The 13345-nt window shown below is 64.1% G+C and carries 10 protein-coding genes and 3 pseudogenes; 8 read left to right on the top strand and 5 right to left on the bottom strand.

Going from position 1 to position 13345, the window contains the following annotated elements; genetic code table 11:
• Positions 1-90: 90 nt before the first annotated feature.
• From B2246_RS23725 to B2246_RS23735, 3 genes and pseudogenes are all read right to left on the bottom strand, one after another.
• Positions 91-1305 (bottom strand): MFS transporter, encoded by a 1215-nt coding sequence (locus B2246_RS23725; protein WP_286881094.1) that lies wholly within the window; start codon positions 1303-1305, stop codon positions 91-93.
• Between the two features lie 69 nt (positions 1306-1374).
• Positions 1375-2616, bottom strand: a pseudogene (locus B2246_RS23730) (NAD(P)/FAD-dependent oxidoreductase); the annotation flags it as partial.
• Between the two features lie 82 nt (positions 2617-2698).
• Entirely contained in the window at positions 2699-3577 is an 879-nt protein-coding gene (locus tag B2246_RS23735) for an MBL fold metallo-hydrolase (protein ID WP_035881016.1), read from the bottom strand.
• A gap of 214 nt (positions 3578-3791) precedes the next feature.
• Here B2246_RS23735 and fisR point away from each other — a divergent pair, with 214 nt between their 5' ends.
• The 3 genes from fisR to B2246_RS23750 all read left to right on the top strand — a co-directional run bounded on the left by fisR (position 3792) and on the right by B2246_RS23750 (position 7080).
• Positions 3792-5117 (top strand): sigma 54-dependent transcription regulator FisR, encoded by a 1326-nt coding sequence (gene fisR, locus B2246_RS23740; protein ID WP_035881018.1) that lies wholly within the window; start codon positions 3792-3794, stop codon positions 5115-5117.
• Positions 5118-5340: 223 nt separating this feature from the next.
• Positions 5341-6213, top strand: coding sequence for a sulfite exporter TauE/SafE family protein (locus B2246_RS23745; protein WP_286881091.1), 873 nt, complete (start codon positions 5341-5343; stop codon positions 6211-6213).
• 48 nt (positions 6214-6261) lie between these two features.
• Positions 6262-7080, top strand: coding sequence for a c-type cytochrome (locus B2246_RS23750; protein ID WP_286881090.1), 819 nt, complete (start codon positions 6262-6264; stop codon positions 7078-7080).
• A 39-nt stretch (positions 7081-7119) separates the two neighbouring features.
• On the opposite strand, the gene B2246_RS23755 is transcribed toward B2246_RS23750, so the two are convergent.
• A complete protein-coding gene (locus B2246_RS23755) occupies positions 7120-8031 on the bottom strand; it encodes a bestrophin family protein (protein WP_286881089.1) in 912 nt (303 codons plus the stop codon).
• A gap of 286 nt (positions 8032-8317) precedes the next feature.
• Between B2246_RS23755 and B2246_RS23760 the strand changes: the two genes are divergently transcribed.
• Positions 8318-9067, top strand: coding sequence for a transcriptional regulator (locus B2246_RS23760; RefSeq protein ID WP_286881088.1), 750 nt, complete (start codon positions 8318-8320; stop codon positions 9065-9067).
• On the opposite strand, the gene B2246_RS23765 is transcribed toward B2246_RS23760, so the two are convergent.
• Entirely contained in the window at positions 8997-9590 is a 594-nt protein-coding gene (locus tag B2246_RS23765; RefSeq protein WP_008647635.1) for a hypothetical protein, read from the bottom strand. The genes B2246_RS23760 and B2246_RS23765 overlap by 71 nt on opposite strands.
• 95 nt (positions 9591-9685) lie before the next feature.
• Between B2246_RS23765 and B2246_RS23770 the strand changes: the two genes are divergently transcribed.
• The 4 genes and pseudogenes from B2246_RS23770 to B2246_RS23785 form a co-directional block, all read left to right on the top strand.
• Positions 9686-10033: a hypothetical protein gene (locus B2246_RS23770; protein WP_008647634.1), complete on the top strand. Its 348-nt coding sequence runs from the start codon at positions 9686-9688 to the stop codon at positions 10031-10033.
• A gap of 426 nt (positions 10034-10459) precedes the next feature.
• Positions 10460-12079, top strand: a pseudogene (locus B2246_RS23775) (filamentous hemagglutinin N-terminal domain-containing protein); the annotation flags it as partial.
• Between the two features lie 265 nt (positions 12080-12344).
• A complete protein-coding gene (locus B2246_RS23780) occupies positions 12345-12650 on the top strand; it encodes a hypothetical protein (protein WP_152415097.1) in 306 nt (101 codons plus the stop codon).
• Positions 12647-13345, top strand: a pseudogene (locus tag B2246_RS23785) (hypothetical protein); the annotation flags it as partial. The gene B2246_RS23780 and the pseudogene B2246_RS23785, both read left to right, overlap by 4 nt.

The raw sequence follows: 13345 nt of genomic DNA on the forward strand, positions 1-13345 counted from the left end.
AGCGGTCGCCGTTGACGCCGGAGTCGTGACAATCCGTAAGTTGTGCAACACGAACAGGAAGGTTGCCTTCGCAAGGCGCTCAGCTGAATCTCAGCGGGTGGCCGCCCCGGAGGCGGGGCGGTTGCGAAACCGGTGGATCAGCAGTGCGATGGTCAGCACGCAGAAGCCCGCGCCGGCGTGGAACGTGGCGGCGGCGCCGTGCCGGTCCCACAGCCAGCCGGCCATGACACTGGCTACCAGCAACGCCAGCCCGCTGGCCAGATTGAAAACGCCGAATGCAGTGCCACGCAGATCCGCAGGTGCTGCATCGGCGACCATCGTGGCCAGCAATCCCTGGGTCATGCCCATATGCAGGCCCCACAGCGCGACACCGGCCAGTGCGATGCTCCAGTGCGAGCCGAGTGCGAGCACCGTATCCGCGGCGATCAGTACGGCCAGGCCAGCCACCAGGAGCTTGTCATGGCTGCAGTTGTCCGCGAGCTTGCCGAACGGATAGGCCGTGACCGCGAAGACTGCGTTCATCGTTACCAGCACCAGCGGCGCCATGAACAGCGGCAGCCCTTCCTGCTGGACGCGCAGGATCAGGAATGCCTCGCTGAATCGGGCCAGCGCGAAGGCGGTGCCCACGGCAACCACGCCCCAGTAGGCCGGGCCGAGCCGCGCGAGGTTGGCGCGCCGGATCGGATTCACACGCTTGTCCCCGGTCTGGGTTTGCGGTTCCTTCACGCCGAATGCGAGCAAGGCAACGGACAGCACGCCGGGCACCACCGCCACCCAGAAGATGGCGCGGAAGTCGTTCGCCCAGAGCATCATCAGCCCGATCGCGATCAAAGGGCCGAGGAATGCGCCAACCGTGTCGAGTGCCTGCCGCAGCCCGAACGCCGCGCCGCGCAGATGAGCGGGCGCGATATCGGCCACCAGCGCATCGCGCGGCGCGCCGCGAATGCCCTTGCCGATGCGGTCGGACAGGCGTGCCGCCAGTATCGTGCCGACGCCGGGCGCCACCGCGAAGAGCGGCTTGGACAGCGCGCCGAGCCCATAACCGAGCACGGCCAGCGTCTTCCGCTTGCCGAGGTAATCACTGAGGACGCCCGAGAAGACCTTGACGATCAGGGCGGTGGCTTCGGCCGCGCCTTCGATCAGCCCCACGGCCAGCGCACTGGCGCCGAGCGTGGTGACCATGAAGACGGGCAGCAGGCTGTGGATGATCTCCGAGGAGATATCCATCAGCAGGCTGACGCATCCAAGCATCCAGATGCCGGACGGGATCTGTCGCAGGGTGCTGGCGGGAGCGCGCGTTGCCATGGCATTGGTCGATGGCGTGCGCGTTCGCGCACGATCCCGCCTTTTTACTACAGGATGGCCGTGGCTGGCTTAGCGGCCCTGAAGTTCGGGATTCGCGAGCCATTCGCGGCCCTTGAGCATCCCGCGCCAGTAAAGCGGCGGCAGAATCCGCTCCTTGAGCCACCATGCCATGCGCGAGGGCCGTTTGCCTTCGATGAACCAGCTCGGGAATGTCGGCGCGACCTTGCCGCCGTACGTGAACTCGGCCAGCACGATCTTGCCGCGTTCGACAGTGAGCGGACACGAGCCGTAGCCGTCATAGCGCGCTTCGCCCCGCGCCGCGCCGCGCTCGGCCAGCAGGTTGTGCGCCACCACCGGCGCCTGCTTGCGGGCGGCGGCAGCCGTCTTCGCATTGGTCGTGTTGCCGGCGTCGCCGAGACCGAAGATGTTGGCGAAGCGCGTATGACGCAGCGTGGCGGGGTCCACGTCGATCCAGCCGGCGGCGTCGGCCAGCGGGCTCGAACGGATGAAGTCGGGCGCCTTCTGCGGCGGTACGGCGTGCAGCATGTCGAACTCGCGCGTCACCAGTGCCGTCGTGCCATCGGCGTTGGCGCGGCGGAATGTGGCGCAACGTGCCGGGCCGTCGACGGCAACCAGCGTTTCGCCGAAGTTCAGGTCAATGGCATAGCGTTCGACGTACTCCATCAGCGCAGGCACGTAGTCCGCCACGCCGAACAGCACATTGCCCGCGTTGCAGAACTGGATGTCCACGCGATCGAGCACGCCGGCACGGCGCCACGCATCGGCCGAGAGGTACATGGCCTTTTGCGGCGCGCCCGCGCACTTGATCGGCATCGGGGGTTGCGAGAACAGTGCCTTGCCGCCCTGCTTGCGCACGAGTTCCTGCACGAGCTTCCAGGTATATGGCGCCAGGTCGTAGCGATAGTTGGACGTGACGCCGTTGCGGCCGAGCGCCTGCGGCAGGCCTTCGATAGCGTCCCAGTCCAGCTTCAGGCCGGGGCAAACCACCAGGTGCTCGTACTTGACCACGCGGTTGCCTTCCAGCATCACCGCGTTGGCTTCCGGTTCAAATCCCGTGACAGTGGCCTTGATCCACGACACACCGCGCGGCAGGACCGAAGCCATCGTGCGCGCGGTATGCGCGGGTTCAAATACGCCGCCGCCCACCAGTGTCCAGCCCGGCTGGTAATAGTGGATGTCGGCCGGGTCGATGATGGCGATGTCGAGGCCGGGCTTGCGTGCCAGCAGGCTGGATGCCACGGCAATGCCCGCGGCGCCGCCGCCGATGATGACGACGGCGTGGCTGGCATCGGCCTGCGCGAGGGGTGTCTGGGGGGTGAGGGCGAGGGGGCGCGATTGCATGTTTTTTCCTTGTCGAATCTGGGGCGAAGACTCAAAGCGCGTTGATCGGGATCTTCAGATAGCGCGTGCCGTTGGCTTCCGGGGGCGGCATTTCGCCGGCGCGCATGTTGACCTGCACCGACGGCAGGATCAGCGTGGGCATGGACAGCGTGGCGTCGCGGGCCTGGCGCATCGCGACGAACTCGTCCTCGCTCACGCCATCGCGCACATGGATGTTGCTGGCGCGCTCGTCCGCGACCGTTGACATGAACAGCAGCTCGCGTCCGCCGGGCTGGTAGTCGTGGCACATGTACAGGCGCGTATCGGCGGGCAGGCTCAGCACCTTGTTGATGGAGCGGTAGAGCGTGCGCGCATCGCCACCGGGGAAATCGCAGCGGGCGGTGCCGTAGTCGGGCATGAACAGCGTGTCGCCAACGAATGCCGCGGTGTCCTTGCCGTTGCTGATCACGTATGTCATGCAGGCCGGTGTGTGGCCGGGGGTGTGCATGGCGCGCACCTGCAGACTGCCGATCGAGAGCGTGTCGCCGTCCTGCAGCAGACGGTCGAACTGGCTGCCGTCATGCGCGAATTCCGGACCGCTGTTGAACAGCGTGCCGAACACCTTCTGCACCGTGGTGATATGGCTGCCGATGGCGATCTGGCCGCCGAGCCTGGCCTTTAGGTAGGGCGCGGCGGACAGATGGTCGGCATGCACGTGGGTTTCCAGAATCCACTGCACGCTGGCACCGAGCGTCTGCACGCGGTCGATCATGCGGTCTGCGCTGGCGGTTCGGGTACGGCCGGATTTCGGGTCGTAGTCGAGCACGCTGTCGATCAGCGCGCACTGCTGGCTCTCGCGGTCGAGCACAAGGTAGCTCAGGGTCCACGTATCGGGGTCGAAGAAGGCTTCGATGACCATCTGTGTTGTCATGTGTGTTGGCGTTTCCGTTTTTTGATCGGGGCAATGACTCAAAACCCGTGCCATGCTGCCTGTGCGCCACAAGGCGATGATTTCCAAGGGATTTCGCTTCCTGCGCGTGCGGAGCGTGGACTGTCAGGCACCTCGGGTCACTGCCAACTTGGCAGTGTTGGCAGAACTTGGCAGAATGGCGCCCTTGTTTTACCCGCCCCCGCCCCCCGCCCCTATGGATCGCCCCACCACACTCCAGGGACTGTTGTCCTACCTGGAACAGGAAAGCCAGCCGACGATCGTGCTGGATACCGACTACCGCATCCTCGCTGCCAATACGGCCTACCGCCGCCAGTTTGGCGCGGTGGAACGCCCCTATCTGGGCCAACCCTGCTACCGCGTCTCGCACGGCTATGACGTGCCCTGCGATCAGGCAGGCGAACACTGTCCGATGCGCAAGGCGTTTGAGACCCGTGGGCCGGATCGCGTCCTTCACATCCATCACACCCCGCGTGGCCCCGAGCATGTGAACGTGGAGCTGCGCCCGATCCTCGACGACAACCACCAGGTGGTGGCTTACGTCGAGCGCCTGAACACCGTGCGAAGCGCATCGGCGCGGCCGAGCGCGGAAGGGCTGGTGGGGCGCTCGGAGGCCTTCAATCACGCACTGGAGGCCGTGCAGCGCGTAGCGCCGTCGTCGTTACCGGTGCTGCTGCTCGGTGAATCGGGCACTGGCAAGGAGATGTTCGCGCGCGCCGTACACGAGGCCAGCGACCGCGCCAGCGGGCCGTTCGTCGTGGTCGATTGCTCGGGCCTGACGGAGACCCTGTTCGAGAGTGAACTGTTCGGCTACGAGAAGGGCGCGTTCACCGGGGCGCAGGCGCGCAAGCCGGGGCTGGTCGAGACGGCCGAGGGCGGCACGCTATTCCTCGATGAAATGGGCGATGTGCCGCTGGCGATGCAGGTCAAGCTGCTGCGCCTGATCGAGTCGGGTACTTACCGGCGCGTGGGTGGCGTCGAGACGCTGCAGTCGAACTTCCGGCTGGTTGCCGCCACGCACAAGCCGCTCGAGCAGATGGTGGCGCAGGGGCTGTTTCGCCAGGATCTGTACTTCCGGATCGCGGCATTCCCGATCCACCTGCCATCGCTGCGAGAGCGCCTGGACGATATCGCGCTGCTGGCGGAGTCGATTCTGGCGCGCGGCAATCGGAGCAAGGACCCGCTGCGGCTGAGTCCCGAGGCGCTCGCGCGCATGCGCGCCCACCACTGGCCGGGCAATATTCGCGAACTGCGCAACGTGCTGGAGCGCGCCCGTCTCTATGCTGACGACGGTGTGATCCGCGTGAAGGATCTGCCGCCGGGAATGGGCGAGGCCCGTGTGTCTTCGGTCCGCTTCGTGCCGCCGTCCGCGTATCGCACGCAGGCGCCACGGCAGGATGACGACGAGGCGCTGCGTTTCCACGCAAGCCACTTCACTGGCACGCGCCGCGCGCTTGCCCAATCGCTCGGCATGAGCGAACGCACCCTCTATCGCCGGCTCAAGGCCCTGGGCATCGAATAGGTGTCGTTCGGGGTTCCCCCCACTGCCAATCGGCTGCCACGTGCTGCCATCGTGGCAGCACTGCCGCGCGCTGGCAGCGCCGATGCCGCTTTCGCAATCCGCGCATTCCGCGTCGAGCCCTTGTTCCATGGGGGTTCCCGGCCGCGCGCGTAGGTGGCACGGAATTTGTAATGATTGGCGCCTTACAAAAATTCTTACGCTCGCCCCCCCAGCGTTTGTCCTGATGGAATCGATCTATGCCGTGGGCGCCTCTCTGGGCGCCATCGTGGGCCTGATCCTGGCGCTGACCGGCGCTGGTGGCGCCATTCTTGCCGTGCCACTGCTGGTATTCGGTTTGCATCTGCGCATGGCTGAAGCCGGCCCGATCGCGCTGCTGGCGGTTGGCGTGTCGGCTGCGGTTGGTGCGTTGATCGGGCTCCGCGCGGGTATCGTGCGCTATCGGGCCGCCGCCATGATGGCGGCAAGCGGCGTGCTGGCCTCGCCCGTCGGGCTATGGCTCGCGCACCGGGTGCCGAACGGCCCGCTGACCGTGTTGTTCGCGATCGTGCTGGGCTGGGTGGCCGTGCGCATGTTCAGGCAGAGCCGCGCGCCGCAACCAGTGGCCTCGGCGGCCTCAGTGGCCTCAGCGGCCTCAACGGCCTCAACGGCCTCAACCGCCATGCTGCCGCAGGGACCGCCACCACCTTGCCAACTCGATGACGCGACGGGTCGCTTCGTCTGGACGGCATCCTGCACGCGCGCGCTGGCGGCGTCGGGTATCGGCGCGGGCTTTCTCTCCGGTCTGCTGGGCGTAGGTGGCGGTTTCGTGATCGTTCCCGCGCTGCGCCGCGCGACCAACGCGCCGGTCAAGACGATCGTGGCCACATCGCTGGCCGTGATCACGCTGGTGTCCGCTTCGGGCGTGGTGTCCACCGCGCTGGCCGGCAATATGAACTGGCATGTCGCCGCGCCGTTCGCGGCCGGCGCGATGCTCGGGATGCTCGTCGGCAGGCTCTTCGCCAGCCGCCTGAGCGGTCAGCGGCTGCAGCAGGGCTTCGCTGTGGTCGCAGGACTGATCGCCATCGGCATGGTGGTCAAGGTCGTGCTTGCAGTCTGAGGGTAGGCAAGCCAACAAATCGTTCACATATAAACCGAGGAGAACAAAGTGAACCGGACAAAACTGGGTGTTCTGGCGTTTGTCGCCATGGCGGCATGCGCGCCGTTCGTATCGCATGCGGAGAAGACCGTGCCCCTGGTCGTTCCCGACGAGGCATCGATTCCAACCGGGCCGGTCGGCGATGCTGTCCGCCGTGGCAAGCAGTTGCTCACCGATACCCATAAGCAGTTGCCAAAGAACGTCGGCAACGGGCTGAACTGCACGAACTGCCACCTGAACGGCGGCACGACGGCCTATGCCTCGCCTTGGGTGGGGCTGTCGGGCGCGTTCCCCGAATACCGCTCGCGCAGCGGCAAACTGATCTCGCTGCAGGAGCGCGTCAACGACTGCTTCCAGCGTTCGATGAACGGCAAGCCCCTGGCGTTCGACTCCGCCGAGATGAACGCGATCATGGCCTATATGAAGTGGCTCTCCTTCGGCGTACCGGTCGGCGCCAACGTTACCGGCCGTGGCTTCGAGAAGATCGACACCGCGCTCGTGCCGAACCGCGAGCACGGCAAGGCCGTCTACGCGGCGCAGTGCGCGTCGTGCCACGGCGCCGACGGCCAGGGCATGAAGAATCCTCAGGGCGGCTACGTGTTCCCGCCGGTCTGGGGCAAGGACTCGTTCAATATCGGCGCGGGCATGGCGCGGATGTACACGGCCGCGGCCTTCGTCAAGCACAACATGCCGCTAGGCCAGGGTGGCACGCTGTCGGCGCAGGATGCGCTCGACGTGGCGGCATATTTCACGGCGCAGCCGCGCCCGGACTACGCCGCGCGTGCGAACGACTGGCCCAAGGGAGACAAGCCGAAGGACGCGCGCTGATGTGCTGCGAGACGTGTTGATACGAGGTGATTCCCCGGCCTAGGTCTGGATATAGCCGTCGCTGACCGGCCGGGGGCTAAGCGGCTGCTCGCCCACCATCTCCAGCACGGTCGATTCGATCATGTAGGACATGGTGGCCAGCGCCAGGTCGTTGGGCTCTTCGCCGAAGGGCTCCTCGATCTCCGCGCTGAGCGCTTCCAGCGCGAAGAACGTATAGGCGATGAAGCAGACGATCACCGGCGTCATCAGGCCGATCGTGTCGAGCAGCCCGAACGGCAGCAGCACGCAGTAGAGATAGATGCAGCGGTGGATGATGACGGAGTAGGTGAACGGAATCGGCGTGCTGGCAAGGCGCTCGCATCCGCCCAGCGCGCTGCCCAGATGGCTCAGCGCGTTTTCCATCGGCAACGCCAGCGACGGCGACAGCTTTCCCAGGCGTAGCTGCTCGCCCAGCCATTCGCCGGCGATCAGCAAGGCGATGGCGGGTTTGAACCGGGCGTCGCGCATGCGCTGGCTGGTGGCGGTATCGACGAACGGCGCGATATCGGCCGCCGGATCCGTGCCGCGCAGTTGATGGCGCAACGTGTGCACGAAGACGCAGAGCCGGTGGGCGAGTTGCCGGGCTGCATCGGGGTCCGACGTCAGCGTCAGCGCCTGCCGCACAAGCGACCGCGACTCGATCAGCACGCTGCCCCAGAGCGTCCGTCCTTCCCAGTAGCGCGCATAGCTGGTGCTGTTGCGAAAGCCCAGAAAGATGGCCAGTGTTAGCCCGATCAGCGAGAACGGGACGAAATTCAGCGATACCTTCCAGTCCCAGATCCGCCCGTGAAACGCGGTGATGAGCGCGGAGAACAGCGTGACGCCGAGCAGTTGCGGCGCGATTGCCGGCAGCACGGACCCGCGCAGGACGAACAGCATCCGGAACCAGTGCAGTTGAGGCCGTGTGATCATGGGTGTTCGTGCGGGGGCTGGGTCAGGATCTTCTGTTTTCTTCGGGCGCCGGCATGGCCGAGAGAATACACCTTGATGACAGCCCACCTGTTGCAGGCGACCGACATTCTGTATGAAGTACCAACTTCATAAGACGCCGTGCAGATCTGATTGTTATACTTTTTATAACGATTAAAACGGGTACGGCAGAGAGTCTGGGGGTCATGCAGTGGAAGGCTGTTCGAGTTGGGGCGGGTATCCCGCGTTCATAGGCGCAACCCCGGCGGCGCAAACGGATGGGGCGGGTGTGTCCGCCTGCGATCGCAAGCCGGGTCTGGACGCTTTTCTGGCTTCATATGCCGGAATGCAGGGCAATCCTGAATCGCCAGTCTGGCTGTGCGAGGCAACCTCACGTCTGGCGGGCTCGCCAATCGCCGCATCGCCAGAGCCGTTGCCGATGCCCGTCGTCTGGAATGCGGATTTTCGTCAGCGCAATCGGGACGAGATGCCGAAATGGCAGAGTCATCAGAAAATCGCACGGATTCTGGCCGCGGTGCACACGCCTGCCACTGGGCCTGGTGTGCCGGACTGGAAGGAGTATTTCCAGGAGCGGCTTTACGGGCCGGCGGGTAACGAATTCTGGCTGAGTCTCTATCCGGCATTCGCCCGCGCCGAAGATTCGGCATCCGGGCGCACACCGCACGATACGTTCGGCGTGCCACGCACGCTCCCGCGCTATGCGGCGCTATGTCGGGAACGCGGACGATTCGAGTTCGTCACGAGGCTTGCGCGTCACATGACGCCGAAGATCATCGTTTGCTTTGGCCATCAGCATGCCGAGGACTATCGAAGCGCGTTCGGTTTCGCTGGCGTTGTGGGAGAGGAAGTGATCCTGCAGCCGGCCGATCTGCCCAAGCGGCTGCGCGTCTTCACGAAGGACGGGACGAAACTGGTGATCGTGCCGCTGCTCGGCGGTACGGACGGCATCAATTCCGATGTCCTGCAGATTGCTCTGGGAAGGTACATCGGGCGTCTGTTGTCGGCCGGCGCGGCATGAGCGCGAGCAAGCCCTTGATCGTGTAGATCACGATCAGCGTGCCAGACAGGTCACCGATAAACATGACGAAGAAGCTCTGCACGACGTGGTCGGCACCGCCGTGCAGATAGAACCAGATGTGATGCAGCAGCGGGCTGGCCACCGAGTACGCCACGATGCAGGCCAGCAGGCGTTTCGGCGTCAGGTTGGCCAGCGACGCCCGCAGGCCAAACCAGTGCTGCGCCAGCTTGTACACGAGATAGGGCGCGACCGTCGCCAGGATGCCGCCCATGAACGCGCGGCTGAAGTCATCCGGAAACAGGTACAGAAAGCAGACGAGCCAGGAAACGATCAGCAGGCCCACCGCGCCGGCTCCGCCGAACAGCAGTGTCGCGACCAGCCGCACGCCCGCAGGCAGGTAGATCCAGTTGATGCCGGGAATCAGTTCCAGTTGCGGGAACAGCCATCCGTTGGCCGCCAGCGTCAGCGCGAACATGACGATCGTCGCCAGGACCATGGCGAGTTGCAGACGGAGGTGAGGCATTGACGTAGAATCCGGCCGGTACCAAATTGGGGACCGGCGGATGATAACGCATCCGTTCTCCGTCAATGTTCCGCGCCCCGGCCGAGGTTGTTCGTATGACCAGACCCGCTGATATCTACCTGCGCTTCCTGCAACTTGCCGACGCCGTGCGTGGCCTGCCCACGCTCCCGGCGCTGGACCCGCTGGAGCAGCGCATTCTGGAGTTCGTGGCACGCGCCGGTCAGGCTGGCCAGTCGCTGTGCGTGCGCGACATGATCGGCCACGCCGAATTTGGCTCGCCCGCGACGCTGCACGCGCGGCTGAAGTCGATGCGCGAGAAGGGTTGGATCGAACTCGCGGACACCGAAGACGCGCGTCGCAAGCAGGTCGACCTGACACAGGCGGCGCTGCGTCACTTCGATAAATTGTCTGAATGCTTGGTCAAAGCGACAAAGAATCGCTGAGCATCGATTTAAGAAAATTCTTGAGCCGTGCATTGAGTGTGCTTTGCGTTCAGGTCCATTTGCCAGTCCCTTTCTTTCGCCTGCTTTCCTCGTAGTATTTCCACTTCTCTGAAGCATTACGGCATCAATGCGTGATGCGTGCTTTGCGCGTTTTTCAAATTCTTACTATTAAAAAATCGTCGCGCACGAGCTACGCTCCACGTTCTGGTTTCCCCGCCCCCTCCGGCCGCAAATTGCGTGAACGCAAATATCCGTCGAATTTAACCTTCGGCGGATAGACGCGACTCATATGCTGGCCTTTAAACCGCGCAGGTCTGGCTGTGCCATTGGCTGGCATGCCTGTCGACTACATGCCTCCGCAAAGCACGGAGGCTGGTTTGGGGATCAAACGTCCCCGTTTGTCGTTTCGTCGGGAATCGCAGGGTTATGAATACCAATCTGTACCGCCTCGTGTTCAACGCGGCGCATGGAATGCTTGTGGCCGTACAGGAAAGTGCGGCCAATCGGGGCAAGGGCCGTCACGCCGGCCGTGGAATGCCGGCGGCGCGCGCTGCCACCGTGCGTTTTGCATTGCCGGCGATCACGCTGGGCGTGTGGATAGCAATGGGGGTGCCGGTAAAGGCCGTGGCGCAGATCGTGGCCGATCCGAATGCGGGCGCCCATCGTCCGACGGTCGGACAGACCGCCAATGGCTTGCCGCAGGTCGATATCACGCGTCCCTCGGCGGCAGGGGTCTCTCTTAATCACTATTCACAATTCGACGTCAACAAGCCTGGCGCCATTCTCAACAATTCGCCGACGATCGTCGCGACACAACAAGCCGGCTATATCAACGGCAATCCGAATCTGCTGCCGGGTCAGGGTGCACGCATTATCGTGAACCAGGTGACCGGCACGATGCCGAGTCAATTGCAGGGTTATGTCGAGGTTGCCGGCGCCAGATCGGAAGTCGTGATCGCCAATCCCAATGGCTTGATGGTCAACGGCCTCGGCTTCATCAATACCAGCCGCGCGACGTTGACGACGGGCACGCCGGTATTCGGGGGCAGCGGCAGCCTCGACGCCTTCAGGGTGACGGGCGGCCAGATCCTGGTGCAGGGCGCGGGCATGAACGCCGCCAATGTCGATCAGGTGGATCTGATCGCACGTGCCGTGCAGGCCAATGCCTCGCTGTATGCCAACCGGCTCAACGTGATCGCCGGTGCGAACCAGGTGGACCACGACACGCTGCGTATCAATCCGATCGCTGGCGCGGGCCTGGGCCCGGGCCCAGCGCAGGGCATCGACGTGGCGCAACTGGGTGGGATGTACGCCAACAAGATCCTGCTGGCCTCGACGGAGCAGGGCGTAGGCGTGTCGCTGCGCGGCATCGCCGCCGCGCAAGCGGGCGATCTGACATTGACGACGCAAGGCAAACTGGTGCTGGCCGGTCAGACCAACGCGAGTGGCAACCTCACCGCCCACGCGCGCGATGGTATCGACAATTCCGGTACCACCTACGCCACGCAAGCCGTCTCGCTCGATACCGATGGTGTGTTGAGTCACACCGGCACGCTCGCGGCGCAGCAGCAGCTCGATGTCAAGGGCGGCAGTGTGAACTCGACGGGCACGCTGGCGGCAGGCGTGAATCAGGATGGCACGGTGGCCGCGCCGGCGGACCTGGTGGTGTCGGCCACCGGCACGTTGACCGCCACGGGGCGCAATCAGGCCAGCGGCAATGCCACGCTTCGAGGGGGGAGCGTGACCTTGGCCGGCAGTCAGACGTCTGCGGTCGGCAACCTGGATCTGACGGCCTCAGCGGGCGATCTCGACCTGACGGGCGCTACGAATACGGCGGGCGCTGGATTGACGGCCAATGCGTCGGGCGTGGTTGTGAACGACCGTGGTCAGATGTCGAGTCGGGGTGCGACCACCCTGACGGCGGGCAGCATATCGAATGCAGGCGGCCAGCTCGTTTCGCAGGGGGCGATGACGCTTCAGTCGGCGGGGGCGATCAACAATGGCCAGGGCACGGTGCAGGCCGGCGGGGCGCTCAACGCCTCCGCATGTGCCGCTTGCGGAGGCTGTTGCGGCAGGTGGGGCAGTTGTAAATCTGGGGGCGACTGCGATCGTTCAAGCAGTAAAACCAAACGTTGGTCAAATGGTTATTGAAACAACTACATCACTCGGCGTAGATCTTTCAAGCAAGATTCCGGTTGTCGGTCCTGCATTGAGCCCGGGAGTCAATGAGGTAATGGAATCATTTAAGGGTTCAAGGCCCGCTAATGATATTAATAATTTCATAAACAAATAAATACTGTTGGAGTTTTATATGGGCTTGTTTGTTAGGGATGGGAATTTAAGAGGGATTGTTTGCGTAGTTCTATTTTTAATTGGAATAACTGTCGTTTATGCATTTGTTGAGTATTATTATGGGTCGATCAGGATTTTTGGAATATCTCTTGGTATGGCCTTGATGGCGATTGGCGGATACTCTGCAAAAGCCTCGGCGCTTCACCTGCGCCCCTTTGATACTTCGCCATGGCGCCGTGCCAAGGCCACATATGACGAGCCCGAGAAGACTATCGAGTTGGAAGATTCGACCAACCGAGACTCCGACGATTCCAAATCGAAATGACATTTGCGCTGCCTTGCCGAAAGCGCGGTGTGGCTGAAGGCGGCTTCGATCTCGATGTGAAGGGCAACACGGACCTGAAGGAGGCGGTGATCGCGAGCACGGCCAGCCCGGACAAGAACCGGCTGTCCACGGGCACGCTGTCCTGGGGCGACATGGAGAACCAGTCGGACTACAGCGCCACGTCGTTGGGGGTGAGTGGTGGCTTCACCTTCGAGCCGAAGGTGGAGGACAAGAACTCGGGTCCGACGTCAGGCAGGAACACCGGTGGCGTGAGCCCGATGATTCCGCAGCACGAGAGCGGCAGCCAGCGAGGCGTGGCGCAATCGGGTGTCGCGGCAGGCACGATCGTCATTAACGATGAGGGCAACCAGAAGCAGGACGTGGCGACGCTGAACCGCGAGACGTCGAACACGAACACGACGGTGGGCAAGAACCCGGATCTGGCCAACGTGCTGGGCAAGCAGGCCGACATGATGGCGGCGGCGCAGGCGGCTGGGGAGGCGGTGGCGAAGACGGTAGGGGATATTGCGGGGAGCAAGGAGCGGGCCGCGCTTGCGAAGGCCAAGGAAGCCAGCGACGCGGGCAATCAGGAGTTGGCGCAGCAGTATCGGGATGAGGCGGCGCTATGGGAGGAGGGTGGAGCGAATCGCGCGGCACTCCATGCCGCGGGCGGCGCGCTGATCGTGGGGCTGGGC

It is taken from the genome of Cupriavidus sp. UBA2010, assembly GCF_002335265.1.
Lineage (GTDB): Bacteria > Pseudomonadota > Gammaproteobacteria > Burkholderiales > Burkholderiaceae > Cupriavidus > Cupriavidus metallidurans.

Bases quoted from the DNA above. Each gene is read 5' to 3' on its own strand.
- B2246_RS23745 (WP_286881091.1), top strand. From the start codon at position 5,341: ATGGAATCGATCTATGCCGTGGGCGCCTCTCTGGGCGCCATCGTGGGC.
- B2246_RS23770 (WP_008647634.1), top strand. From the start codon at position 9,686: ATGACCAGACCCGCTGATATCTACCTGCGCTTCCTGCAACTTGCCGAC.
- B2246_RS23780 (WP_152415097.1), top strand. From the start codon at position 12,345: ATGGGCTTGTTTGTTAGGGATGGGAATTTAAGAGGGATTGTTTGCGTA.
- fisR (WP_035881018.1), top strand. From the start codon at position 3,792: ATGGATCGCCCCACCACACTCCAGGGACTGTTGTCCTACCTGGAACAG.
- B2246_RS23735 (WP_035881016.1), bottom strand. From the start codon at position 3,577: ATGACAACACAGATGGTCATCGAAGCCTTCTTCGACCCCGATACGTGG.
- B2246_RS23755 (WP_286881089.1), bottom strand. From the start codon at position 8,031: ATGATCACACGGCCTCAACTGCACTGGTTCCGGATGCTGTTCGTCCTG.
- B2246_RS23725 (WP_286881094.1), bottom strand. From the start codon at position 1,305: ATGGCAACGCGCGCTCCCGCCAGCACCCTGCGACAGATCCCGTCCGGC.
- B2246_RS23765 (WP_008647635.1), bottom strand. From the start codon at position 9,590: ATGCCTCACCTCCGTCTGCAACTCGCCATGGTCCTGGCGACGATCGTC.